Genomic DNA, 24,220 nt, shown 5'->3' on the forward strand with positions numbered 1-24,220 from the left:
TGCGTATAAGCTTTTACAATAAATTAAAATTTATTTTTAGACGTGTCTACCTTTACAGCTTATATATTGCGGCAACCGCATCCTGTTTCTGATTACCTTATGTATTATTATACCACTTAAGCCAATTGTAAGCATACTATTTTTATATAAATCCCTTTTCCGTGACATAAGTAATAAAATATTTTCTCTTTAAAGATTGGCTTGAAATGTATATCCCGCCCTCTATAAGAATAATCTGAAAAAAACAAATCACAGTATGCACTCAGGTGGTGATGTATTATGAAAATTTTTAAAACTTATTTTGTCTGTCATATCATGTATTTTTGAATCTCCAATTATACAATTATATATAATTCAAGAATAATAATTGCATAGTATTATTTATTTTATTAAGACATATTATTTACTATGAATGTATAGGCAGGGAGGGATATTTATTGCCACTTAAAAAATATTACAAGATAGCAATTCCTATTTTATTGTTAATATCAGTCAGCATTTGGGGAATATTATTTTTCAATAAAACATTATCTACAGTAGCAGATAACAAAGAGGAAATAAAGCCCTTTTTAGATGCGTTTTTTGAATCCCGCGGCAATGTACTTCTAAGTGGAAACATAAAAGATATAGAGAAATACTACGATACAGCAAATACATATGGAAAATGGGCATTAGAACATGAGATGAGGCGAATTAATTATGTAAAAGGTTGGTCAGAAAAAAGAAATCTAAAATTCACTGAAGCTCAATCAATATACAGAATTAAAAGCATAAAAGTAGGTGAACAATCTATATGGTTGTATTTGGTAGAAACGATGAAAATGGGATATGAATATAATGTAAAGCCTAACATAATTAACTACATGGGACTAGGTATCCGCCATTCAATACAACTGGTAAAAGTTGATGGCAAATGGGTCATTCGCCGCGATTGGTATTACGATCCTCTGGATGAAGATTCTGCATTCATAGATATCAGCCCAGCCGACGGTATCGCCCCGGAGATATCGCCTGCAAATTCAACTCCGGCAGGTGACAGCCAAAATAAGAAAAAAGGAAACTACGATCGCGAAGGTGCTGTAAGATACGCTGATACATATGCCGGTGCTGCTTGGGGCAGTGGAAACAATTATGAATACAATAAAAAGTACAGAGATTACAATGGTGTCGGTGGTGACTGCACAAATTTTGCTTCACAAGTTCTCCATGAAGGTGGCGGACTTAAAATGGATTACGTGTGGAATTTCAACGGTCGTGATTCAAGCACAGCATGGGCACAAGCTCCAGCATTATTCAACTATCTTATATACAATGGGAAAGGAAGGCTTATTGCACAAGGCACATATACTAATATGGTAAAGCCATCTGACACACATCCATCAGGTGCAATTCGAGAACTGCAAAAAGGTGATCTCATCTGCTATGAGGAAAAAGGAGAAATTGTGCATTTTGGAGTCGTAACAGGCTTTGATTCTTATGGAATTCCTGTTGTAAACACACATACGTCAGATAGGTATCATGTTCCATTTGATTTAGGTTGGGACAAAAAAGTTATATATAGATTTATTCACATGAATGACTAAAGAGAGGAATAATCCTCTCTTATGTTTTTAGATTATGTCTGATCAAGACTTGTAAGTACATCATCAAAAACATCTATTCTGCACTTTTGATTTCTTACATCCCAATGGCTGCATATCTCACAGCTTCTTGATAAAGATTCTTCAGTAGACATTGTAGCTTCCTTATTTAAAGAATCATCAAATGTAAAATCAGGACACATTTCACCTACAGCTTTTAATTGTTCCCTATTAGCCATTTAAATCACCACCTGTGCTTCTTCTTATTTCACTTTCAATGTCTTCCGGAGTCAATCCTGTGGCATCGATTATTGGTGATTTTGTATTAGTATTCTCATATCCCAACATATCTTTATGCTGTCCCGTTACCACTACCGCATCATAATCGTCTACTCTAATACCACTTAAGTCACTATTCTGTTCAAGATTAATTACATCATACCCTTTATTAGACAGATATCTTTTAACATTAGAAAGCTGACTCTCAACTGCTATCTTCTTCCCCATAAAAAACACCTCCTATAGCGAATACATAATTAGTATTAGTTTAATAAGCCTTTTTATTCGCATAGGATAGCTATCAATAGCGAAATTAATATTAAAAAAGCTGATGCCGTAAGTAATACGCTTCCCCACTCAGTCATATATATAAAATCATTTCTTCTTTCAGGCAGTTCCTGATTTCGAAGTATCTTTTTAATAGTACGCCTATCGTTAAACCAATACGAAATATATAAAAAGCCGCCAACAAGCCCAACAATACATCCAACTATGAAAAAATAATTGCTGTAATTAACATACGTCGTATGTATTCCATTTACAATGATATTAATAATAAGAGTTATTATAGATAAAATTACGCCAAGTATAAACCCTTTCAAAATAACACTCCTTATTATCTTATGTATATATTTTAGCAAAAACATCTTAAAATATCTATGTATGACCTGTTTGCCAGGTCATATCAAATAATACCTTATAATCCTATCAGCATATTCAGCTCTTTTCTCCCATGAATTTTCCCTTGCAATATCAATAAGTTTTCTTCTCTTTTGGTCGTCATAATTTTCCAAAGCTTCTTTTATCATATTAGCAAATTCAGCTTTTCCATCTACAGTATATATGCCTTCACATCTTAGTATAGACGGTAAATTTGAAGAAACAACTGGTTTACCAGCACTTAAGTATTCATACATTTTTATAGGATCGGCACCTTCCGTCATAGATGTAACTTTAAAAGGAATTATGCATATGTCAAAAAACTGCAAGTATTCTGGAAGCCTGCTATACTTTTTCTCCCCCAAATAAAAAATATTATCTCTTATAGGCAGCTTCTTCATATTTAAATTTGGACCGATATAAACAAAATTGTATTCAGGACATGCTAAACTGACATAGTCAACAATATCCCAATCGATCCATGTTGCCAATGCACCAATGTACCCTACAATCGATTTTCCTTCCGGTAAATCGGATGGTCTTTTTGAAAAAATTCTCTCCGCTTTATTAAAATGTTCAAAATCTGCACCATTTGGCAGTAAAAATGTCTTGTTGTTAACTCTTTTATTTATATTATAAAGTTTTCTAGATGAAGCAAATATAATGTTAGCAGCTTTCTGCATCTCTTCAAAATTAAACCTCCATTCTGAAAATTCGTCTGAAGGATAATCTATAGAGTCAAATATTACATATTTTTTCTTAAACATCTTTACATAGCTGTAATTGGGAGGAAATGAAATCCATAATATAGGAATTTCTCTCAATTTTATGCTACCAATGCCAACACCGTTCACCAAATATAAATTTTCTTTTAATTTCGTTATCCCTCTCTTATAATTAGCATCATACGTTTTATTTAAGTAGTATACCGTATAATTTTTAGTAGCCATACGGCTCAATATCTGCTGCGGTCTTTGAAAAAGCCAGCTAAAATTAATCGTAGGCGGGTATACAATTGTCGCCATCTAAAATCCCCCTATGCAACTTAATTTCTTCTTTATATATCATTGTATTCAAAAAAAATTATTTCGCTCACTATGTCATATTTATATATTTTGTTTGCTAAAATCACATATTCTAATGATTGTTAATTTATCTACAAAGAAGGATTTTTAAATCAAATGTAGAATATTAATAATTGGCTATTTTGTAAAGGAGGTGTTGACAGAGTAAATGCATATAAAAAAGAAAGATGAATGTATAAATATAATGATTGTACCAAACTCTAAAAACGACATAAAAAATATTAAAATAAAAAAATCTACTTTTAAAGCTGCTATTATCGCAGCAATGATATTTTTATTGGGGATATTTTCTTCCGCTTTTTATTTTGCCGGTAAATATACATATCTTTATGCAACCATAAAAGAGAAAAATAACATAATAGCTGAGAAAAATAAGACGATTTCTTTGAAGGACCAAAAAATCGCTGAAATGAAAGATCTAAATGAGGTTCAAGATAAAAAAATAGCTATGTTAAATGATAATGCAAAAAAAATAAATGATAAAATAAAAAGCCTTGATGAATTAGAACAAAAGGTCAGAAGGATGGTTGGGCTCAGTACACAAAAAACTAGCCGTGGCGGTATAACCCGTGATTCAAGAAGCTTAACGCTTGATGAAAAAACAACAAATGAACTTTCAGATGAAATAGATAATAAGATATATGAATATAAAACACTTATAGATGATATAAATAAAAGATTGGATTATCTTGCTTCACTGCCTTCTGCTTATCCCGTTACAGGATCTATAACATCACCATTTGGAAGTCGTACTTCTCCATATGGTGAAAGTTCTGAATTTCATCCCGGTATTGACATAGCTGTCGGTTATGGTACTCCTGTTAAAGCGGCAGGAAAAGGAGTTGTAACTTATGCTGGATGGCTTTCAGGATACGGAAATGTGGTCATGATTAATCACGGTTATGGAATCACTTCTGTTTACGGCCATAACTCTCAATTGTTGGTAAAAGTTGGACAAACTGTAAACAGAGGCGATATCATAGCAAAATCGGGTAGCACTGGTCGCAGCACAGGACCACATGTACATTTTGAAATAAGACTAAATGGTAATCCAGTAGATCCATTAAAATATTTAGGAAAGTAGAGTACACACAAGTCAAAATGAGTTATAAGGAGGTGCTTTATGTTTCAAAAGAAAGATGTAAATACATTGGATATTAATACTGAAAAGATTGATACAATAATTGGTAAAAACACTACAATAGAAGGCAATATAAAGTCACAAGGGGCAATGAGAATTGACGGCAATGTAACCGGCAAAATTGAAATACAAGGCAGTATTATAATTGGTGAAAGTTCAAAAATTGAAGCCGATATAAAAGCTGATAATATTTCTGTATCAGGAGAAATAACAGGAAATCTCACAGTAAAAAATCAAGTTCAGATTACATCGACTGGAAAAGTATATGGCGACATTGAGGTGCAAAACCTTATTATAGATGAAGGCGCAATTTTTGATGGAAACTGCAAAATGAATAAAAAGGTCAATAATAATGCCGACAACCAACCAAAGAAAAAAGATAATAAATAAGGAGTAAATATGCTCCTTATTTATTTATAAGTCTATATAGTATAGCTGTTGCTTCAGCACGAGTTGCGTAATTTTTGGGCATAAAGTGATATGTATCGTAACCAGATATTATTCCTCGGTTAGATAATGCTATAATATCATTTTTAGCAAAGCTATTTCCTATATCTACAAATTTGCTGTCTGCATATGGTTCATATCCATATGCTTTTGCTATTATAGCAGCAATTTCTTCTCTCGATATTTTATTATTAGGTCTAAAACTGCCATCACTATATCCATTAACTATGCCAAGCTTTCTAGCTGTTGCAATAGCATCTTTTGCAAAGCTCTGCTGCGTATCCCAGAATCCCTCGCCAGGCTCTTCTTTTATTCCCTTTACTCTTAATAACAAGGTAATGAATTCTGCTCTAGTTATGTAATTATTCGGTCTATATGTACCATCACTATATCCGGAGACATATTTAAGCCTTGCCATATCGTTTATGTCATTTCTTGCCCAGCTTGCAAATATATCTCCGAAATAGTCCACCATATTGCCCTTTATAACTTCCCAAAAGTCTTGATTCTCATAGCCTAATTTCCAAAAAGATATATCGTCAATTCCAATCGATGAAAGATAATCAAGCTTCAATTTAAAACTGTAGGAGTTTTCAAACCATACGGTATGTTTTACACCGTTTTTATAGTATATATAATACGGTTCTTTAGATGTATTGTCCCACATAGCATTTCCACCGTAAGTATTTATAAGGCTTTTAACTTCATCCTCCGTTACAGATGTAGTACCACTCAAAGACCAGTCGTAACCATAAGCTGGAAGTCCCATCACTATTTTATCTTTATCTATCGTTGAAAGAGCATACTTGGTGACATTTTGAAGCCAATCGATTGAACAAATAGGACCGCTGTTTCCACCAGACCAATGCTGATCATATGCCATTATAATAATTTTATCTGCTATCTTAGATATTGCCGCATAGTCAAAGCCTCCCGCCCAAAAACTATTAGGACTATCAGCCGTCATAGCTGGTATCGCAACAGTAAGCAACAAATTGTTTCTGTCTAATCTTGATTTTAAATCTGACAAAAATTGATTATAATTTTGTCTATCAACATACCCAACATTCTCAAAATCGATGTTTACTCCTTTATAATCACCGTTAATCACAGCATTCTCGATATTATCAATTAAATTATTTCTTGCTGCCTTATTGCTTAAAACCGAATGTATCAAGCTGTTGTCAAAAGTACCTCCTCTTATGTTATGAACTAACAGAAGAGGAGCAATATTATTTTTTATAGCTTCATCTTTTACTGCATCATCTTCTTCACCATTTAAATTTCCATTTTCATCTATCCCATAGGTAAACGTTATTACATAGTTGATATGTGATTCATTGTTGACAAACGAATTATAAGAGCTATTATCGTCCGAATAATCACGTGTTGCATATGCATATACTACTCTTGCTGATGCATCCGTTTTAGTAAAATTGAATATAAATAAAGAAAGTATTAAAAAAGCTGCTGCCAACATAAAAATAACCTTTTTTATATGCATGCCAATATCCCCCTTGTACCATTTTCAACTTATATGATAACATTGGCAAACATATCGCTTCAATAATATAAATTTTCCTTATAAGGAAGAAAGGCCCAGCGGGCCTCTCTTTAACCTTGAAACATGCTTCTTGTATTATTGATGTCCTGTGGGTTTGCATTGCTTACAGGATACCAACCTTTTTGTTTCATTACATTGAATATTTCATAGTGTATATCCTGTTCTTCGTTCAATATATTTTTTATGCTGGAAAAAACATTTTGATTCGCACTCTCTATACAAGCACTATTATACGACTGTAAAAGTAATATTTCTGATCTTAAACAGTCTGCTGTTATATCTCTTTCAGTCAATGTTTGAGCAGTTCCTGCTATTGGACTATTTACAGCATATGCAGTACCTTTGCTGTTTGCACTGCTTAGATTTTGCCTTGTTGTATTATCAATTGTCTGACTTATGCTACCTGCACGTGCATAGTCATTAGGCATTCCTGTGGCATTCATGCTGCTTGTTGCTGCGGCATTTGACGATACATTATTTAAATTCGAATTCGTATACGAATCTATCTGTTTACTTATGCTGCTGCCAGACATATCAGGCATAGCCGCAGAATTCATAGCAGCAGTATTAATTTTAGTACTTTTTCTACCCATTCTTATCTCTCCTATCTTAATAAATTTAATAAAGAGTTATAATGATTTTGGTGTATGCTTATATTTTTTTGAAATAAATTTTTAAGCTGCGGATCTGTTACTTGATTTACAGCAGTTTGATATTTTTTTATTATTAATTGCTCTGAAGCAAGTTCATCTGAAATATATCCAAGCTCTTTTTGAGTTAATGCCATTTTTTTACCTCCTCTTTTTATATATTTCAACTTTATTATTTGTAATAGAAACATTTTAATTCAAAAAAAAGCGCACAAAGCACCTTTAAACAATTGGTATATATTCGCTATTTTCTTCATTATGAATATCTTTCAAAATATCATTAAGTGTTGAAATACCGCTTTTTATCTTGTCAACTTCACATGATGCATAACTTAACCTGATATGTGAATCATCAACTTTATTTGAAAAAAACATATTTCCAGGAACGATTGAAACATTTCTTTCTATGCACTTTAAATACAACTTCTTAGCAGAAATATCGTCATTCAACTTAAGCCAAAAATAAAATCCTCCATCTGGAATATTAACTTCAAAATACTTGTTACCTGATAAAAGATATTTCATTTCGTCAAACCGCTCTCTCATAATCTTTTTAAATCTCTCGATATGTTTTTTCCATATGCCTTCTCTCAAATAAATCTCAAACGCCCTTTGCATCAAGCCAGATGTTGACAAATCTGAAACATATTTTGCCTCTGCAAAAGAATTTACAAGATTTTTAGGTGATACAATGAAACCTAATCTAAGCCCCGGCATATATATCTTTGAAAAACTCTTGATGTATATTACCCTATCGTATTTATCATACGATTTTAACGGCAAATGTTTGTTACTGCTGAAATTCAATTCATTTGAAAAATCGTCCTCTACTATATAAGTGTCGTATTTATATGCAAGCTCAATCAACTTTTTCAATTTATCTTCACTATATGAAATTCCTGTAGGATTTTGAAATACCGGCATTGTATAGATTAATTTTGGTTTAAAAATTTTAAGCTTTTCCTCTAATTCATCAATGTCAATTCCGTCTTTATTAAGCACTATATCGACAATTTCCGCACCTCTTGATTTAAATGATGCTATTGCCCATGAATATGTTGGCGATTCAACAAATACACAGTCACCAAAATTTATTAAAGCTTTTGAAACCACGTCAATTCCCTGCTGTCCACCTGATATAACTTGAACCTCTTCATAGTCAATATTTATCTCGTCTTTCTTTATAAATTCACAGATAGATTTTCTAAACGGCATATACCCTTTTGTATCTTGATATTCAAATGCATATCCTCCATCTCTTTCTAAAACCTTGTTTATAATTATTTTAAAATCATCAACTGGAAACAATTCTGGGTTTGGAGAAGAAGATGAAAAATTTATCATATTTTTACTTAAAAGTATCTGCCCATGCTCTAACGCCTTAATATCTTCCCCAGTTAAGTCATTTTGTTTTATGTTTTGTGAAACATATGTTCCGCTCCCAACCTTTTTATTTACATAACCGTTTAATTCAAGCAATTTATAAGCGTTAATAACTGTTATGTTATTGACGCCAAGCTCTTTAGCTAGTGAACGTATAGTTGGCAATTTATAGCCTTGTGGTATACTTCCATTTTCTATATATTTTTTGAATTGATTGAAAATTTGTATATAAAGTGGCGTATTTTTATTTTTGTCTACCGTAAAATTTACCATTTTGAACACCTCTTGATTTGTTTCGATACAATCTAATAATAACATAAGGTATGAAAATTTTGAACAAACTAATATGTAAAAGAAATTAATTTTTTAGAAGGTGATAAAATGTTTTTGCTTTTAAAAGGCGGCGAAGTGTATTCGCCCAAATACATTGGCAAAATGGATATATTGACATGCAATGAAAAAATTATTAAAATCGAAAAAAATATCAATCTTAAAGATTTACCCGATATTTCAATTATAGATTTAAGCGGATGCATCGTAGTGCCAGGCTTCATTGATCAACATGTTCATATTGCAGGCGGCGGCGGTGAAGGAGGTCCTGCCACAAGGACTCCGGAAATCAATTTGACTGATCTTACTAAAGCAGGTATTACCACAGTTGTGGGACTTTTAGGCGCTGATGGCATAACTAGAAGCATGTCTGAGCTATTAGCCAAATCGAGAGCCCTTGAAGAAGAAGGTCTTACTACGTATATCTATACAGGTGCATATGAACTTCCAACACGAACTCTTACAAATAGTGTAAGGTCCGATATAGCGATAATAGATAAAGTACTAGGCACCGGCGAAATTGCTATATCTGACCATAGATCAGCTCAACCGACTGTAGAAGATCTCAAAAAACTCGCTGCAGAAGCCAGAGTTGGAGGTTTGCTTGGAAATAAGCCTGGAATCGTGCACCTGCACGTAGGCGATGGCATAAGAGGTTTGACTCCTGTCATAGATATAGTCAAAAATACTGAAATACCAATTACTCAGTTTATCCCGACTCATGTAAATAGGAACAGCCATCTCTTTTCGCAAGCACTTGAATTTTTGAAAATGGGCGGTCGCATTGATTTGACATCTGATATAAAACCTGACGAAAATTCTAAAACTGCACTTACGCCAATAGATGCAGTAAGAAAAATTGTAGAAAACAATCTTCCATTAGATAACGTGACTATGAGCTCCGACAGCAACGGAAGCATACCTGTATTTGACGAAAACAAAAAGCTTATTAAAGTCATAGTTGGCAGTACGTTGACACTTTATAGAGATCTAAAAGAGATAATTACAAATGGTGTTTTGCCACTTGAAACTGCCATAAAAATAATAACTGAAAATGTGGCCAAAGTGCTTCTTTTGTATCCAAAAAAAGGGTGCATAAAAGAAAATTCTGATGCCGATTTTGTCATCTTGGACAAGAATTTAAATATTTCCTCAGTCATAGCAAAAGGCCAATTTATGATTAAATTCAATGAAATCGTAAAAAAAGGTATATTCGAGCAAAAGGACATTTTTTGAAAATGTCCTTTTGCTATGCTTATCAAAAATCAATAATTCCTCTTTAGTGCATCGTTAGCAATATCTATCATTAAGCTTTTCTGTTCACAGTCTGGTATGACTTCCAAATATTTAACAGCTTTTTTGGCATATTTGAGAGCAAGTTCTTTTGCGTAATCTATCCCGCCGCTCAATTTTACTTCTTTTATTACGCGGTTTACATCTTTTCTGCTTAAATTTCTCTTCCTTAAAATCCCTTCAATTGCCTTCTTGCGATCCGTTTTAAGCGCATAAATAAGAGGCAATGTGTAAATTCCGTTTAATAAATCCACTTTTTTATTGTGGGGGAGTTTGTCTTAATATTTGATAAAAGAAAATCATCTATTTTCTTCATATCATCTTTAACAAAAGCATATTTATCAAACAAAATTAACACCTACCACCTAGAATCATATTCTATGTTTTTTATATATTTTCTGAAAAAATTAGCTACAAGTCCCGTAAAAATACCCATCATTATTCCTGATATCATTAAAACCGGTAAATATGAGAATATCAGAAAATTATTTATAACTATAGCTGCCACAAATAATTGCCCTACATTATGGGCAACAGATCCAAAAACGCTCACACCAACCAAACTGAAATATCTGCTGAACTTCTTATATATAACGTACATTATACATGCACTTAAAATACCACCAGATACGCTAAACAAGAATGACGTTATATTTCCAACAAGCAGTTGTGCCAATAACGTTCTCAAAACAACTACAACCAAAGATTCTTTAAATCCAAACATCAATATCGTTACTAGAGAAACTATATTAGCAAGCCCGATCTTTATCCCCGGAACAGGCACAGGAACAGGAATAAAACTCTCAATAATGTTTAATACTAACGCTTGTGATACTAACATTGAAATATAAACAATTTTCTTAGCAGACAGTTTTATGCCCTCCAATCCGATAAAACACATCATTATTATTATATTTGTTTTTTTATCTTTAATCAACAAATAGCAATTATTATGAAAAATTTTTATTCGTTAATTAATTATGATATGATCAAGATGATATATATATATTTTTTTTACAGGAGGTCTTTATATAGGCGTCAAGATCATAATATTAGGCGAAGGATGGAGCTACTGCTGCACAAAATCTTGATAAATATTTACTTAACGACGATGTTGAAATAACGCTTATTGAAAAAACGATAGTCAGACGTACCTTACAGAGCTACATGAAGTAGCTGGAAATCGAATAAAGCCAGAAGGCGTCAAAGTATCATTAAAAGAAACATTGGAGTACACACGTGTTAAAATTGTACAAGATAAGATAAAAAGGGTTGATATAGAAAATAAAAAAAAATCTATTCAGACACAGCAGAACATGGTTATGACTATCTAGTGATAGCTTGTGGCAGCAAACCAGCTTATTTCGGCATTCCAGGTATGAAAGAACATGCTTTCACCCTTTGGTCTTTAAAGGATGCCGAAATTATAAACAAACATATAGCCTTTTCGACTTAAGCGGCCTTGGTATGTGTGATACGAGATCAATTTATAGATATACCTGATAAAGGCAAATTAAGCATAGTTTTGAAAACCATATAGCTGTTGGTTCTGGTTATCCCTCATGAGAGTTTTCTTAGGCTTAATGTGGATCATTAGTGGTATTCAGCACATACAAAAAGGATGGTTGTCATCAGTTAAATTATCGGCTGGTGCATCTGCAGCTCCAATGCAAAATGTACCGGCATGGTACGGCTGGTTTATGGAAAAATTCATATTGCCTCATGCTATATTTTCCCAATCAGTAATAACATTGTCTGAAATAGCCATCGATCTTTTGCTTGTTGCAGGATTATTTACGTTTATTGCCGCACTTGGAACCATATTCCTTCATATTAATTTCTACTTATCAGGTATGGCAACATTCAACAACTGGTGGTACGTCATAACTGCTATAGCAATAATGGGTGGTGCTGGTAGAGCATTTGGCCTTGACTACTATGTTATGCCTTGGCTTTCAAAAGTCTTAAAACATTGGGTTAGAAGGAAAAAGTTAAAACTTAATGTATTTTAACATTTATAGAATATAAAGGCTATTGGAATTCTCCTATAGCCTTTTTGCTTTAAAAATTTAAATTATTTATATCATAATATTGAAGCTATCTTCATGTTAAATTCCACAAAGAAAGCTTACGATAAACAATAAATATCAATAGATTAAGTATTGCTGCACTAAGAAATAAATATTTTGTGTTTATAATACTTGCAATCCAGCCAGATCCAAACATAGATAATGGTACTCCGAGCATAAACATTGTACCTGTAATCCCACTAATACGTCCAATAAGATGTGGCGGAGTTGTTTCTTGGCGATAAGTATATATACATATGCTAAAAATCGAATTAAATATGCCTTCTAGAAACAAAGAAAGTGCTATTAAAAAAATATTACTTGCAAAATACATAATTAGGTAAGCAAAGCCAATAGAAAATATGGTTATCCCTATTAACTTACCAAACTTTAGCTTTTTAGAAATATAATCTGTAGATAGACTTCCTATTAAACCACCTAGTCCAGCAATCGAAAATACTAATCCAAGTTGAAAACTGCTTAGATGAAATGAGTCTTCTGCAAAAAAGATTACCATTGTATCAAACAAACCACTAGTAGCATTGGTGAAAACAACTATTAATGTTATCAACCAAAGCGAATGATTTCTCCTAAGCTCAACCCAACCTTCCTTAATATCTTCAAAAATTAACTGATTTTCTTTTTTTACTTCTATTTGGTTTTTTTGACTCTTTAAAAAAGAAAATACAATAAATCCTCCCAACAAAGCAAACATAGTAATTAGCAATCCGTCTTCAAGATTAGAAAGGGCTAAAATAAACCCTGAGATTGCAGGCCCAATGATTCCTATAAATGTTGAGACAAAAGAAAATTTTGCATTTGCTGATGTAAGCAAATTATTAGGAATAACATCTTTAACTATACTTGTCATAGCATTATCATAACAGTAAAATAATGCCATAAAGAAAAAACCTATTATATAAAAGAGCAAAATATATTTATGTCCACTTTTTATTGAAATGTACAGCATACTTAATAATATTATTTGTATAAATAGCGCATATATTAAAAATCTTTTTCTATCTGTTCTATCAACTAACACGCCTATAAATACTGCTAATAAAAGATTTGGCAAAAATTCAACTGCCTTCATAGTTCCCATAACAATCGATGATTTAGTTAATTCATAAATCAATAATGGTAATACTAATTCATAAACTTTACTGCCAAAACTGATTAATAAATCTCCTAACAATAGAATTAAAAAATTTTTTTGTCTCCATAATAGTTTTGTCTCATGCGATTGTACATCTAACAAATTTTCTTTTATTTCATCATTATTCAATATATCACCACCTAGTATAATATATTTGTAACAAAGTTACATGATTTATATCAAATCGGGAGTTAATACACCGAACAATAATTTAACATGACCTTTCTATGTTCGGGTTTATTCTAATGCTTAACTCCCATATTATGCACATCTTATCTTAAATGACTTTATATGTCACATCTTAAAAGTCATTTAAGTTGCTTTTAAATAAATAATTTAGGATATCCTTTAAGCCGGTATAGACTTAAGCTTTAACTTTGTGTACAATCTTCTCTAAATAGAGGATAGATGTACCACCCCCTGGGAGATCATCCTTATGGTCTATACCCGTGAAAAAGCTAATTATTCCATTTGGTGAGGATTAATGTTTTGGCTGGTTGGGACCGGCTTTTCGGAATACCCGCGTCACATGCTAGGTTGTTTACTCACTAAATAGAATGGATACTCTTATTCGCTTTTACTTAAAGGAGTTGTTGTTTTATGAGTTTTTTGCCTAATTATATTAGTGTTGGTATTGATGTCGCTGCTGATTTTAGCTGGTTTTGCATCTTGACACCTGATGGAAGGGAGTTTAAAAAGCCATTTAAGGTTGAACACGATAATGCTGATTCCCTTAAAAATGCTGTTCTGACAATTAAAAAGGCAGAAGAGCAATTCTCCATGAAATCTAAGATATTTCTGGAGTCTACGGGAATCTACCATTTCCCACTCTTCTGCCACTTAAAAGAATTAGGATTTGAGGTTTTTGTTATTAATCCTCTCATTACTAATTCTAACAAAAATATTGGCATAAGAAAAGTGAAAAATGATAGACTTGATGCAAAACGTATTGCTGTTACTGGTTATTCGCCTGACACTAAGGTTTCTGTTATGCCCGCTGAGTTAATTTTAAATCTTAGATGTTTATGCAGAGAGTACTATAGCCTTGTCGATAATCATACTTCTTATGTGAATAAACTTAAAGCTCAATTGCATATTGTTTTCCCTGGTTTCTGCAAGGTTTTCTCTGATATTACTGGAATTACAGCTATTTCTTTGTTAAAAAAATTCCCAACACCAGAAGATGTTATTAATGCTCAACCTGATGAAATAATTGAACTTATTTCAACGTCATCAAGAAAAGGCTTGAAGTATGCTAAAGCTAAGTATGATAAGTTATTTAAAGCTGCTAAAAATGCTTTGAATTTCAGGTATAATTTGTCTTCTGTCTATGATGTACTAAAATTATATATTTATTTCATAGAAGAATTTGATAAAAAGATTAACCAAATATTATCTGAAATCAAGGCATTTGTGGATAAAAATAAGTCTGAGAAATTTGTACAGCAAATTTATTACCTCGATTCTATACCTGGTGTTGGTTTTCTATCAGCGGTTACTCTTATGTGTGAAATATGCGATTTTTCAGCATTTAGCAAACCTAAGCAACTTTTTGCATATTTTGGTGTAGATCCTTCTGTTAATGAATCTGGACATTTTAAAGGTACTGACAATAAAATGTCCAAAAGAGGTTCTAAAATTGCTAGGCGTGTTCTCTATGCCATTGCTTTAGCCTCTGTAAGAGTTAAAAGAAATGGCATAGCAATAAATCCTGTACTTTATGATTATTACCAGAAAAAGAAGGAATCTAAACCTAAAAAAGTAGCTCTTGGAGCTGTTATACACAAGATTTCAGATATTGTATTTGCTGTTCTAAGAGATAATAAGCCTTTTGTATTAAAGACACCTGATGAACACAAACTACAATATCAGAACATTCATAAAGTTGCTTAAAGTCTTGCATTATACTTGGAAATAGCTATTAACTCTATTAAGTTTTCAAAGTTCGGCTCTTAATTGAGTTTGTTTGCTATACCATTTTTTAAAACGTAAAAAAATTTAAATTTCTTTCTAAAACCTATTGACTTTTATTAGCTGGTCTTAATAAACTATATTAAATTAACTCATTAAGCTAGAGAATTATTGCTTAATGAGTTAATTTTTAACTTAATATATAGATAAAGTCAAAAATAATAGAAACATATTTGTATTATAATTAATTTTTTGTAAGTTCAGTGAAATAATTCAATACATCGTTAATCCTTTGTAGCACTTCATCTTCATCCTTGCCGGTTATTAGAACCTGCCCTGTTCGCTGAGTAGTATCTATCTTAGTATCGGGCATTTCCTTACTAGGATTCCAACTGTATTCTACCTCTATAACTCCTGGCATGTTCATTAATAATGAACTATCTGGTAACGACTTTATAGTAGATGAGACAGAGGGAAGAAAAGTCCAACCTACGCATTGCGAAGTTTTAGCTGGTGTAGATAAAACTTTTTCACCAAGGGCTAATCGAACAAGGACTTCATATAAATTAATATCATATAAATATTGAAATGCCTTATAAATAAATCCTCCTCCCACACGAGCTGCACATTCACTAAATATAAGTTCGTCATTTTCATCATTTTTAAATAATTCCATATGAAATACGCTATTTTTTAATCCAAGCTTTTGTAAAGCCTTCTCAACAAATTGATGAAATTTATCATAAAGTTCTTTATTTGTCTCGGGATGTAAAGTCACACTGCCTACTATTCCTCCATTTCTTATGCCAATTAAAGGAAAGTTGTATTTTGATGCTGTAAAGCTTTGAAGTTTACCTTCTAAAACCCATCCATCTATATGCCATTCATCACCATATACAAAGCGTTCTATGACCATACTCCTCGGAATTTCAGCAGGATTTTCGGCCAATTTTTGTTTGTGAAGTTCTACACATTTTTTTAACTCCTCTTGACTATAAGCTATATAAGTATAAGAAGTAGCAGCACCTGCAACTGGTTTAAGCACTACAGGATATGGATATTTCTCGTCAATAACAAAATTTTCGATATCATCAATCATCCAAGAATCAGTCACTGATACAACTCCACGTAATAACTTCTTTTGATAAAATTTGTCTCTAAATGCTACCGCAACATGTGGTTCAATATATGGCTTAGAAACAATACAGCTTAAAATTGAAGCATTTACAACAAAATATTCCTCAGTTGTTATAACAGCATCAAAATTGGTTTCATTTGATCGCATTAATGAAAAAAGTGTCGTTTCATCTTTAGAAAGATTCTCTACAAATATTCTTTTTTCATTATCACCACAAGCTGGAAGTTCACTTATGTCTTCCCACGGATCAATAAGAATTGTACTATGTACACCAAGTTTATTGCAGGCATCTACTAAACCTTTGCGATAGCCTAGCATGAGAATACGATATTGTTTAGTCATAAGTAAAACCTCTTTTCATAATGAAAATAGCGTCATCTCCAGTTGAGATGCATAACTAGACAAGAAAGGCAAGCACCTGATTTTTCGAATTCTGACATTTAAACCATTCTAAAATTGATACGAAGTTCGCATGCCATAAGCACCTATATAAACATAAATTTTGTTGTATATTTTATAAACCATATCAAGAAGCGAATTTACCTTCCGATTTGCCATCATTTTACCATGGGAATTTTTTATTTTCTACTACATTTTTCTGTAGTCTTTATTGTTTTCCAAATCAACCATAAATAAATTAGTCTATTTCCACCAGATGCATTTGAATTGCCTTGACTATTGCTTCTCTGGTACTTAAAACACCCAATTTCTTAAATATGTTTCTTTTATGATAATTTACAGTATTAATACTTATTTTAAGTTCTGATGCAATTGCTGAGTCCTTGTATCCTTTAGTAATCAGCTTTAAAATTTTTAATTGTTCTTTGCTAAATTTGATTATGTTGGTTCTATCTTTATTTCTAATTATTTTTTTATACTCATTTTCAATCTGGTATACCAATAATTCTGTTAATGCAACCATTTCTTCTGCCATATCATGTTCTATTGTCGATACATCAAGATACCCTATTGTTTTTTCATCTATAATAAGCGGTGATGCAATGCAATACCACTTTTTCAATATGCCGCAGTAATGGTCTTGTGGCGTTAAAAATACACACCTTTTTACATTTATCGCCATTGAGATCGCATTCGTTCCTAAACTATTTTCCGTAAAATATGTACCAATTCTAAATCCAAATTTATCTATGTACCTATATACATTATTATTACATAGTAAATTTAAAAGACATCCATCTTGATCGGTCAATAAAAACATATATTTTTCTTTTACAGCATCTATAATATTATCAATGCAATTTCGAAATATGTTAATAAGTTTCATATTTTCATTCAACTTGACTTTTAAATCTTCCTTACTTAAAGTTACAAGTGGAAAATTTATTGAATCTTTAAGACCAATACTTGCACATCTTCTCTTTGAAAAAAGTATTTCTCTGTACAACTCTTTGCTATTCATAAAACTCACCAACTAACATTTTACAAACTTCTTAAATAATTTATTATTTCTACAAAATTGTTAAAATTCCTTCTTAATTTGTGAAATTAATCTCAGCTTAATGTTATCTTAATCTCAAATAAAAAAAACTTAAGCACAAATATGTTTTTATGTGCTTAAGCTTATTTTACGAGTATTTAGTCAATATCCTTTCTGCTATGACTTCCATAGGAAGTGTTGAGTCCATGCTCATTTTCCTCATCAGTGTGTAAGCTTCATCTTCATCTAATTTTTTTACTTTCATTAAAATGCCTTTAGCCTTCTCTATTTTCTTGCGGGCTTCTATTTGCTTTTTTAAGCTTTCTATTTCATTTTTTCTTTATGTTACACTAAAAGTATCCCAGTATTTCAGTTGAAAAATCCTTCTGTTATGCCTACAAAACTATAGTTGTGTCTAATGCCCTCGATATTTTAAGACATATGGACTTTTGCGATTACCAGCCGGATTTTAATGATTATATTTATAGCTCTGAGCCCGCATCCCCTGAAGAAGTTAAACTTACATGGGATGGAAAACTGCTTATACCTGCTATGGAGAATTTTTTTTGTGCGTCATCGTGACTTTAATATTTATGCTATGACTGCTGATTCTGGCTTCGATGATGTCCTAAACTATAAATATCTCTTTGAGAATCATGGCATTTTGCCTGTCATTGCTCTTAATCCTCGAAATACCAGAAAAAATTTCGGCAAATCAGGAATTAATGAAGATGGTATTCCTACATACCAAGGCCCCATCTCTTCCAATGAAATGGGATGGCTCTTGTAAAGGTAAAAACCGTTCCTTTAGGAACAAGTTTATTTGCCCTAAAACTGAAAAGTTACCTGGTGGCAAATATGTTTGCTCCTGCGAGGATAAATGTACAATTTCCGATTGTGGCAAAATGTTTTATACATATCCTAAAAATAATTATAGAGTTCATACCCCTATCCCTATAGATTTAAAGCAAAAGCAATGGAATCAAATAGCAGATTTTAAACATATCATTGAGCAGCTTAAGCATCTACATCATTTGCCTAAATATTTGGGTCTAATTGTCATGCCTGTTTTTTCTGTTTTCAATGTTCATCAATAAAATTCAGATCTTTCTTGATTTAATGCACTCTATAGTATTCTGTATCTTTCCTATATCTTCCTCAATTATAAGCCATATTAAATTGCCTTTCACTTTTATTAAAATTATATGCTTCTGCTTCATATAAACGTCTATAAATTTTATTACCATTTAGCAGCATATCATGCGTTCCTATACCACATATTTCTCCATTATCAATTATCATAATTTTATCCATATCTATAATTGAAGAAAGTCTATGTGCTACAATAACAACCGTATGATTTTCAGATATTTTAGTTATCGATTTCTTAATATATTCCTGTGATTCATTGTCAAGTTCCGACGTTGTTTCATCAAATAAGATTATTTTAGCATCTTTTAATAGTGCCCTTGCAATAGCAAGCCGTTGTTTTTGACCTCCCGATAAATTTATTCCATTCTCCCCAACAATAGAATCGTATTTTTTAGGCAAACTCATGATGTAATCATGCAAATATGCAGCTTTGCATACTCTTTTTATGTCTTCATCAGAAGCATTTCGATTTACAATTAGAAGATTTTCTTTAATTGTACCGTTAAATAAATATGGCTGTTGTTTTACAATAGCTATATGTCTTCTCAATGATTCTTCATCAAATTCTTTAATATTTATGTCATGAATAAAAATTTCTCCTGATAAAGGTTCATAAAATCTCAATATCAGGTTTAATATTGTTGTTTTTCCAACACCGCTGCTCCCTACTATTGCTATTTTACTATTCTTAGGTATTTTAAACGATATATTTCTTAATATTAACTTATTATTTTTATCATATTTAAAATTGATATTTGCAAATTTTATATCTCCATCTATATGTTCTATATTTTTATTTCCAAATTCTTGTTTACTATACGATAAATTGTCCATTATATCAAATATCCTTTTTAGAGATACCATAATCTGCTGTATATAAGAATTAATTTTTGTTATATTCATTAATGAGGCAGAAAATTGATTTGAGTAAGAAGAAAATGCTACAAAATATTCTATTGATAGCAAGTTTCTTGAAATTAAATACCCTCCTGTCAGCATTATTAAAATCTGAGATATAATATTAATACTTTGAGACAAGATTTGCGACAAATTACTAATAATATTTATATTTATAATTTTATTTTTTAGCTTAATACTATTTATCATAAATGTATTGAATCTTTCATTCTTAATTCCTAAGCCTTTAATTTCTCTTATCCCAGATATAGATTCCTGCATATCACTGAAATAATCATCATTTACTTTTGCGGTTTCTTTATTTTTCTCTTTAAAATTTTACCATATTTAAGAAATACAAAATAAGAAAATGGAAATGTTGCAATTACTATTACTGCTAAATAAATGTTTATGCTAAATACTGCTATTCCAATAAATATAACCTTAAAAATATCCACAATAATATTTAAAAACTGATTTCTGTAGTGGTAATTTTTATTTGCTCTTAAGAATTTAATCTTCAAAATTCTTTTATATAAATAAGCTTTTTAAAAATTCCGATTATAATTACACAATACTTGTTTCATTTAAGATAGATCATAGTCAATTTCTCTATTTTTAAAGACTGTACAAGATAAGTAAAAAAATATAATTATATACAGCAGAGACAATGCAAATATTCCATAATCACTTGACTTAATGAATCCTCTATAGCTAATCTTTATAAGCTGCTGAATTGGTGGTAATATATATTTTAATATGCCATATGGCTGATAGAACCCTAATATTATAGGAATAAACCCAATCATAAAAGCTGATTTATTTATATTGATTGGCGATAAAAAAAGAATAATCGCTTCAACTTGAAAGTAAATCAATAATATTGGTATCATAGTGATAATAGCCATAGAAAATGAGTATTCTTTATTTACTCTTGTATAAAAATATGTTATAACAAATACTATCATTAAAAGTACAAAATCTATCACAAATGCCGCTATCGCTTTACCAGTGATATAATCAAATCTGCTTAAAGCTTTTGTTATGATAATATGTATGCGCCTATTTCTCTCTCTGTTAGTAATCCTGTAAGTTGTAACAATTGCCAGTATACATGATATAAGTCCCATAATAAAATACGCTTCATCAACTGGCATCGTTTTATTATAAAATGTATTACCATAACCAAAATATAAAAATGCGCCAACGACCAGTAATTCAACATAAAATCCTGTTGCTCTAAAATATTCATGGATAGTAAAAATTGCTAAGTTCATAATTTTCATTTTTCATCCGCCTTTATTAATGGAATAACATATTCTTCAAGCGATATTTTGTATTTGACCCATTGATCTATTAAAACGCCGTTTTCTAAAAGAAATTTAAGAAACTCTTCTTTTTCGCCATCTCTTTGTTCTTCGAAAATGTAATTATTAATTTCAGTTTCAATAATTTTATATGTGCTTTTTAGACTATTTAAAAGCGATGGATTAATACCGCGTGCTTTCAATTTAAACCTATAGTTAACTGTAAGGATTTCATTCAGAGAACCTTCTTTTATAATTTTCCCTTCATTTATTATCGCTATATCTGTGCACATTTTTTCTATCTCGTCAAGGTTATGAGCAGACAGTAGAATTGTTTTATTTTTTCTTCTCAAATCAATTATTATATCCCGAACTTCTTTTCTGCCAACCGGATCTAATCCTGATAGAGGTTCATCTAGAATAAGAAGTTCAGGATCCTGTAATAATGCCTGTGCAAACCCGATTCTTTGAAGCATACCTTTAGAATATTTGCTCATACGTTTCTTACTTTGACTTTCCATTCCAACAAGCAATAAGACTTCATCGACTCTTTGCTTTACATTTTTGATACTCAACATCTTTGCAAGATATGTTAAATATTCTCTACCAGTAAAAAGGAGATGGTAATCAGGTTTTTCTGGAAGATATCCTATTCTTCCGCTTACATTTATAGGATTACCACCAAATACTTTTATCTCTCCATGAGTTGGTTTTATAAATCCGAGAATCAATTTGATAAGTGTAGTCTTTCCGGATCCATTTTTTCCTATAAGCCCCAATACATGATTTTTACTTAAAGAAAGATTTATGTCATTTAAAATATTTTTACTATAAGTTTTTACAAGATGCTTTATTTTAATAATACTCTCCAATAAAATCTCTCCATTCCCATAAACCAAGGTAAACAAATTTGTTAAAAATGATCACCTGCTGTAACTCAACTACCACCTGCTAAAGCAGGTGGGTTGGATATGCCGCTTAAGCAGCTTAAAACTCGCCTAAAGTAAAATTATCATTCTTTTGATTTTCTTCTATGTCTTGATTTTGTATATATTCTATTATCACTTCATCTGTTACATTGCCACTACTTGCTGCAAAATATCCTCGTGCCCACAAATGTTGTCCCCAAAATTGTTTGTTAAGCTCCTTATTTTCCATCAGCAGCTTTCTTGAACTGTATCCTTTTATATATTGTACTAACTTACTTACTGACAAATGTGGTGGTGCTGACACTAGTATGTGTATATGATCTTTTGACACATGCCCTGATAATATTTCTACTTCGTTATTTTTGCATACCATTCTTATTAGTTCTCTTGTTCTTTCTGCTATTCTCCCAACCAATACCGGTTTTCTGTATTTTGTTATCCATACTATATGATATTTTAGGTCATATGTAGCATGCGACGACTTTCTATAATTTTGCATATTTATCACCTCTAGTTTATTTTTTACTAGAAGTGAATATTTATTTTGTTGCCCTAAAGGTTTCAGCTTAAGCTGAGGGATTTAACCCCATTATACAGACATTAATCATTAATAATTAGAAATACTTCATTTGTATCAAAATTAACCATCCATTTACCATTTTCATAAAACTTAAAATTATATTTAGTTTTCATTTCTCTCCACCATTTATCTTGTAATAACTTTGTATGAAAAATATCATTCATTATTTTCTCATACAAATTATTATTTTTTTCTTCTGATAAGAATTGATCGTTTAAGACTATTATCAATTCTTTTAAGGCAGATAGCCTTTCTTCTAATTCTAAAATGTAATATTTTTCTTGTTCAGAAACATATCCAATTTTTTCTTTATACATTGTATTAGTTATGCTCTTAAATATCTTTGAAAAATTCTCCTTATATTGCTTTGAGTTCATCAAATACCTTCTTGATTGATAAGCTGTCTTTTTCATCTATCACAAAGATATATTCATATCTTGTTAAACGTTCTGTCAGTGTTAATAATGCTTTATCATTTGATCTCTTGCCTATAACAGTATCTATTTCCCAATGCCCAAAACTCTCTCTTTTGTTTATCTCCTCAGGTCTTTGCGATATGCTCTCTCCCATAATCTTCTTGTTCCTTCTTATTATCTTCTTCTTTGGTTTTAAGCGCACTTTTAGGCACAAATCAATATTGCGAACTCTTAACGACCTTTATCTATGTAATTATAAAGGGTTTTGGTGCATACCATTTTCTCTTCTTGCCAGTCGGCATTATTTCTGCAGTAACCCACAACTGCATCAGGTGACCATTTCTCTTTCAATATTTTTTCTTCTGCGAATCTCAAGAATTTCTCTGCTTTTGCCACTTTTAGCTTTGCTCCGCAGTTTTTTCGATTCTTTTTATATACCTCGTATCCTACTTCAGGAAAATACTTCTCATATGTAGTTAAATCTGATCTCATTTGGGTTACAGTTCCTCTTCTTATCTCTCTTGAAATAGTACTTGGAGCCCTTCTCAGTATCTTTGCTATTTGACGCATTGATTTACCTTGTTCTCTTAATGTATAAATCATTTCTCTTTCATATTGTGACAGGTGTTTAAAACTTCTCTTTTTTGTGGTATTATTATTCTTAGCCATAGTTTCAAACCTCCTGTATGTTGATTTGATTTTCGCTTAATATCATACATGGTTTGAAACTATGGTTTCAATTTTTCTCAATTAAATTTTTGCCTGTTGCATTTAATTATACAACTAACCTTTTGCCTCTCAAAACAGAAGCAAAA

At 31.5% G+C, this 24,220-nt stretch carries 29 protein-coding genes and 1 pseudogene; 9 read left to right on the plus strand and 21 right to left on the minus strand.

Annotated features, from left to right (window positions below; all coding sequences use genetic code 11):
* The first annotated feature begins 437 nt into the window (after positions 1-437).
* Positions 438-1,583: an amidase domain-containing protein gene (locus Q2T46_RS02375; protein ID WP_303264425.1), complete on the plus strand. Its 1,146-nt coding sequence runs from the start codon at positions 438-440 to the stop codon at positions 1,581-1,583.
* 32 nt (positions 1,584-1,615) lie between these two features.
* Here the strand turns inward: Q2T46_RS02375 and Q2T46_RS02380 are convergent, their stop codons facing one another.
* From Q2T46_RS02380 to Q2T46_RS02395, 4 genes are all read right to left on the minus strand, one after another.
* Positions 1,616-1,819, minus strand: coding sequence for a hypothetical protein (locus tag Q2T46_RS02380; protein ID WP_192403545.1), 204 nt, complete (start codon positions 1,817-1,819; stop codon positions 1,616-1,618).
* Positions 1,812-2,087: a YkuS family protein gene (locus tag Q2T46_RS02385; RefSeq protein ID WP_303264424.1), complete on the minus strand. Its 276-nt coding sequence runs from the start codon at positions 2,085-2,087 to the stop codon at positions 1,812-1,814. Before Q2T46_RS02385 ends, Q2T46_RS02380 begins: the two co-directional genes overlap by 8 nt.
* A 53-nt stretch (positions 2,088-2,140) precedes the next feature.
* A complete protein-coding gene (locus tag Q2T46_RS02390; protein WP_303264423.1) occupies positions 2,141-2,461 on the minus strand; it encodes a hypothetical protein in 321 nt (106 codons plus the stop codon).
* Between the two features lie 78 nt (positions 2,462-2,539).
* On the minus strand, positions 2,540-3,544 hold the full coding sequence (locus Q2T46_RS02395) for a glycosyltransferase (RefSeq protein ID WP_303264422.1): 1,005 nt from the start codon (positions 3,542-3,544) through the stop codon (positions 2,540-2,542).
* A gap of 208 nt (positions 3,545-3,752) precedes the next feature.
* Here Q2T46_RS02395 and Q2T46_RS02400 point away from each other — a divergent pair, with 208 nt between their 5' ends.
* The gene (locus tag Q2T46_RS02400) at positions 3,753-4,688 is read left to right on the plus strand and encodes a M23 family metallopeptidase (RefSeq protein ID WP_303264421.1); all 936 of its coding nucleotides are present in this window, start codon (positions 3,753-3,755) and stop codon (positions 4,686-4,688) included.
* 39 nt (positions 4,689-4,727) lie between these two features.
* A complete protein-coding gene (locus Q2T46_RS02405) occupies positions 4,728-5,135 on the plus strand; it encodes a polymer-forming cytoskeletal protein (protein ID WP_132774791.1) in 408 nt (135 codons plus the stop codon).
* A 16-nt stretch (positions 5,136-5,151) separates the two neighbouring features.
* Here the strand turns inward: Q2T46_RS02405 and Q2T46_RS02410 are convergent, their stop codons facing one another.
* The 4 genes from Q2T46_RS02410 to Q2T46_RS02425 form a co-directional block, all read right to left on the minus strand.
* Positions 5,152-6,696 carry an S-layer homology domain-containing protein gene (locus tag Q2T46_RS02410; RefSeq protein ID WP_303264420.1) on the minus strand — a complete coding sequence of 515 codons (1,545 nt, stop codon included), beginning with the start codon at positions 6,694-6,696 and terminating at the stop codon, positions 5,152-5,154.
* Positions 6,697-6,806: 110 nt separating this feature from the next.
* A complete protein-coding gene (locus Q2T46_RS02415; RefSeq protein ID WP_303264419.1) occupies positions 6,807-7,349 on the minus strand; it encodes a spore coat protein in 543 nt (180 codons plus the stop codon).
* Positions 7,350-7,360: 11 nt separating this feature from the next.
* Positions 7,361-7,543 carry a spore coat protein gene (locus Q2T46_RS02420; protein WP_303264418.1) on the minus strand — a complete coding sequence of 61 codons (183 nt, stop codon included), beginning with the start codon at positions 7,541-7,543 and terminating at the stop codon, positions 7,361-7,363.
* Positions 7,544-7,628: 85 nt separating this feature from the next.
* A complete protein-coding gene (locus Q2T46_RS02425) occupies positions 7,629-9,062 on the minus strand; it encodes a PLP-dependent aminotransferase family protein (RefSeq protein WP_303264417.1) in 1,434 nt (477 codons plus the stop codon).
* A 108-nt stretch (positions 9,063-9,170) separates the two neighbouring features.
* On the opposite strand from Q2T46_RS02425, the gene iadA reads away from it, so the two are divergent.
* A complete protein-coding gene (gene iadA, locus Q2T46_RS02430; RefSeq protein ID WP_303264416.1) occupies positions 9,171-10,355 on the plus strand; it encodes a beta-aspartyl-peptidase in 1,185 nt (394 codons plus the stop codon).
* Between the two features lie 29 nt (positions 10,356-10,384).
* On the opposite strand, the gene Q2T46_RS02435 is transcribed toward iadA, so the two are convergent.
* On the minus strand, positions 10,385-10,639 hold the full coding sequence (locus tag Q2T46_RS02435) for a hypothetical protein (RefSeq protein WP_311062306.1): 255 nt from the start codon (positions 10,637-10,639) through the stop codon (positions 10,385-10,387).
* 131 nt (positions 10,640-10,770) lie between these two features.
* The gene (locus tag Q2T46_RS02440; protein ID WP_399388503.1) at positions 10,771-11,316 is read right to left on the minus strand and encodes a Gx transporter family protein; all 546 of its coding nucleotides are present in this window, start codon (positions 11,314-11,316) and stop codon (positions 10,771-10,773) included.
* A gap of 429 nt (positions 11,317-11,745) precedes the next feature.
* Here Q2T46_RS02440 and Q2T46_RS02445 point away from each other — a divergent pair, with 429 nt between their 5' ends.
* Together Q2T46_RS02445 and Q2T46_RS02450 are read left to right on the plus strand one after the other, a co-directional pair.
* Positions 11,746-11,868, plus strand: a complete 123-nt coding sequence (locus tag Q2T46_RS02445; protein ID WP_303264413.1) for a hypothetical protein — start codon at positions 11,746-11,748, stop codon at positions 11,866-11,868.
* A 169-nt stretch (positions 11,869-12,037) separates the two neighbouring features.
* A complete protein-coding gene (locus tag Q2T46_RS02450; protein ID WP_399387922.1) occupies positions 12,038-12,424 on the plus strand; it encodes a hypothetical protein in 387 nt (128 codons plus the stop codon).
* Between the two features lie 91 nt (positions 12,425-12,515).
* Here the strand turns inward: Q2T46_RS02450 and Q2T46_RS02455 are convergent, their stop codons facing one another.
* Positions 12,516-13,766: an MFS transporter gene (locus tag Q2T46_RS02455; protein ID WP_303264411.1), complete on the minus strand. Its 1,251-nt coding sequence runs from the start codon at positions 13,764-13,766 to the stop codon at positions 12,516-12,518.
* Positions 13,767-14,237: 471 nt separating this feature from the next.
* Between Q2T46_RS02455 and Q2T46_RS02460 the strand changes: the two genes are divergently transcribed.
* A complete protein-coding gene (locus Q2T46_RS02460) occupies positions 14,238-15,530 on the plus strand; it encodes an IS110 family transposase (RefSeq protein WP_303264410.1) in 1,293 nt (430 codons plus the stop codon).
* A 262-nt stretch (positions 15,531-15,792) separates the two neighbouring features.
* Here Q2T46_RS02460 and Q2T46_RS02465 read toward each other — a convergent pair whose 3' ends face one another.
* The 3 genes from Q2T46_RS02465 to Q2T46_RS02475 all read right to left on the minus strand — a co-directional run bounded on the left by Q2T46_RS02465 (position 15,793) and on the right by Q2T46_RS02475 (position 18,452).
* Positions 15,793-17,028 carry an acetyl-CoA carboxylase biotin carboxylase subunit family protein gene (locus tag Q2T46_RS02465; protein ID WP_303264409.1) on the minus strand — a complete coding sequence of 412 codons (1,236 nt, stop codon included), beginning with the start codon at positions 17,026-17,028 and terminating at the stop codon, positions 15,793-15,795.
* 295 nt (positions 17,029-17,323) lie between these two features.
* Positions 17,324-18,106 (minus strand): LuxR C-terminal-related transcriptional regulator, encoded by a 783-nt coding sequence (locus tag Q2T46_RS02470; protein ID WP_303264408.1) that lies wholly within the window; start codon positions 18,104-18,106, stop codon positions 17,324-17,326.
* A 166-nt stretch (positions 18,107-18,272) separates the two neighbouring features.
* The gene (locus tag Q2T46_RS02475) at positions 18,273-18,452 is read right to left on the minus strand and encodes an ANTAR domain-containing response regulator (RefSeq protein WP_303265827.1); all 180 of its coding nucleotides are present in this window, start codon (positions 18,450-18,452) and stop codon (positions 18,273-18,275) included.
* Between the two features lie 240 nt (positions 18,453-18,692).
* Here Q2T46_RS02475 and Q2T46_RS02480 point away from each other — a divergent pair, with 240 nt between their 5' ends.
* Entirely contained in the window at positions 18,693-18,914 is a 222-nt protein-coding gene (locus Q2T46_RS02480; protein WP_303264407.1) for a hypothetical protein, read from the plus strand.
* A complete protein-coding gene (locus Q2T46_RS02485) occupies positions 18,892-19,221 on the plus strand; it encodes a hypothetical protein (protein WP_311062308.1) in 330 nt (109 codons plus the stop codon). Before Q2T46_RS02480 ends, Q2T46_RS02485 begins: the two co-directional genes overlap by 23 nt.
* Positions 19,222-19,282: 61 nt before the next feature.
* Here the strand turns inward: Q2T46_RS02485 and Q2T46_RS02490 are convergent, their stop codons facing one another.
* The 7 genes and pseudogenes from Q2T46_RS02490 to Q2T46_RS02520 all read right to left on the minus strand — a co-directional run.
* Entirely contained in the window at positions 19,283-20,455 is a 1,173-nt protein-coding gene (locus tag Q2T46_RS02490; RefSeq protein ID WP_311062309.1) for an ABC transporter ATP-binding protein, read from the minus strand.
* Between the two features lie 20 nt (positions 20,456-20,475).
* On the minus strand, positions 20,476-20,697 hold the full coding sequence (locus tag Q2T46_RS02495; RefSeq protein ID WP_311062310.1) for a hypothetical protein: 222 nt from the start codon (positions 20,695-20,697) through the stop codon (positions 20,476-20,478).
* A 63-nt stretch (positions 20,698-20,760) separates the two neighbouring features.
* Complete coding sequence (locus tag Q2T46_RS02500) at positions 20,761-21,459, minus strand: hypothetical protein (RefSeq protein WP_303264405.1); 699 nt, start codon at positions 21,457-21,459, stop codon at positions 20,761-20,763.
* Positions 21,456-22,352, minus strand: coding sequence for an ABC transporter ATP-binding protein (locus tag Q2T46_RS02505; protein ID WP_303264404.1), 897 nt, complete (start codon positions 22,350-22,352; stop codon positions 21,456-21,458). The genes Q2T46_RS02500 and Q2T46_RS02505 overlap by 4 nt, the downstream gene beginning before the upstream one ends.
* A 115-nt stretch (positions 22,353-22,467) precedes the next feature.
* Positions 22,468-22,908, minus strand: coding sequence for an IS200/IS605 family transposase (tnpA, locus tag Q2T46_RS02510; protein ID WP_274892487.1), 441 nt, complete (start codon positions 22,906-22,908; stop codon positions 22,468-22,470).
* Positions 22,909-23,009: 101 nt separating this feature from the next.
* Entirely contained in the window at positions 23,010-23,306 is a 297-nt protein-coding gene (locus Q2T46_RS02515; RefSeq protein ID WP_034844693.1) for a CXXX repeat peptide modification system protein, read from the minus strand.
* Positions 23,307-23,312: 6 nt separating this feature from the next.
* Positions 23,313-24,074 (minus strand): annotated as a pseudogene (locus Q2T46_RS02520) (IS30 family transposase); the annotation flags it as partial.
* Positions 24,075-24,220: the final 146 nt, after the last annotated feature.

It is taken from the genome of Thermoanaerobacterium sp. CMT5567-10, assembly GCF_030534315.2.
Taxonomy (GTDB): Bacteria; Bacillota; Thermoanaerobacteria; order Thermoanaerobacterales; family Thermoanaerobacteraceae; genus Thermoanaerobacterium.

Excerpts from the sequence above, each read along its gene's own strand:
- Q2T46_RS02395 (WP_303264422.1), bottom strand. The coding sequence starts at position 3,544 with ATGGCGACAATTGTATACCCGCCTACGATTAATTTTAGCTGGCTTTTT.
- Q2T46_RS02420 (WP_303264418.1), bottom strand. The coding sequence starts at position 7,543 with ATGGCATTAACTCAAAAAGAGCTTGGATATATTTCAGATGAACTTGCT.
- Q2T46_RS02490 (WP_311062309.1), bottom strand. The coding sequence starts at position 20,455 with ATGCAGGAATCTATATCTGGGATAAGAGAAATTAAAGGCTTAGGAATT.
- Q2T46_RS02400 (WP_303264421.1), top strand. The coding sequence starts at position 3,753 with ATGCATATAAAAAAGAAAGATGAATGTATAAATATAATGATTGTACCA.
- Q2T46_RS02440 (WP_399388503.1), bottom strand. The coding sequence starts at position 11,316 with ATGATGTGTTTTATCGGATTGGAGGGCATAAAACTGTCTGCTAAGAAA.
- Q2T46_RS02410 (WP_303264420.1), bottom strand. The coding sequence starts at position 6,696 with ATGCATATAAAAAAGGTTATTTTTATGTTGGCAGCAGCTTTTTTAATA.
- Q2T46_RS02465 (WP_303264409.1), bottom strand. The coding sequence starts at position 17,028 with ATGACTAAACAATATCGTATTCTCATGCTAGGCTATCGCAAAGGTTTA.
- Q2T46_RS02385 (WP_303264424.1), bottom strand. The coding sequence starts at position 2,087 with ATGGGGAAGAAGATAGCAGTTGAGAGTCAGCTTTCTAATGTTAAAAGA.
- Q2T46_RS02460 (WP_303264410.1), top strand. The coding sequence starts at position 14,238 with ATGAGTTTTTTGCCTAATTATATTAGTGTTGGTATTGATGTCGCTGCT.
- iadA (WP_303264416.1), top strand. The coding sequence starts at position 9,171 with ATGTTTTTGCTTTTAAAAGGCGGCGAAGTGTATTCGCCCAAATACATT.
- Q2T46_RS02405 (WP_132774791.1), top strand. The coding sequence starts at position 4,728 with ATGTTTCAAAAGAAAGATGTAAATACATTGGATATTAATACTGAAAAG.
- Q2T46_RS02500 (WP_303264405.1), bottom strand. The coding sequence starts at position 21,459 with ATGAAAATTATGAACTTAGCAATTTTTACTATCCATGAATATTTTAGA.
- Q2T46_RS02380 (WP_192403545.1), bottom strand. The coding sequence starts at position 1,819 with ATGGCTAATAGGGAACAATTAAAAGCTGTAGGTGAAATGTGTCCTGAT.
- Q2T46_RS02425 (WP_303264417.1), bottom strand. The coding sequence starts at position 9,062 with ATGGTAAATTTTACGGTAGACAAAAATAAAAATACGCCACTTTATATA.
- Q2T46_RS02415 (WP_303264419.1), bottom strand. The coding sequence starts at position 7,349 with ATGGGTAGAAAAAGTACTAAAATTAATACTGCTGCTATGAATTCTGCG.
- Q2T46_RS02470 (WP_303264408.1), bottom strand. The coding sequence starts at position 18,106 with ATGAATAGCAAAGAGTTGTACAGAGAAATACTTTTTTCAAAGAGAAGA.
- tnpA (WP_274892487.1), bottom strand. The coding sequence starts at position 22,908 with ATGCAAAATTATAGAAAGTCGTCGCATGCTACATATGACCTAAAATAT.
- Q2T46_RS02515 (WP_034844693.1), bottom strand. The coding sequence starts at position 23,306 with ATGTATAAAGAAAAAATTGGATATGTTTCTGAACAAGAAAAATATTAC.
- Q2T46_RS02485 (WP_311062308.1), top strand. The coding sequence starts at position 18,892 with ATGAAATGGGATGGCTCTTGTAAAGGTAAAAACCGTTCCTTTAGGAAC.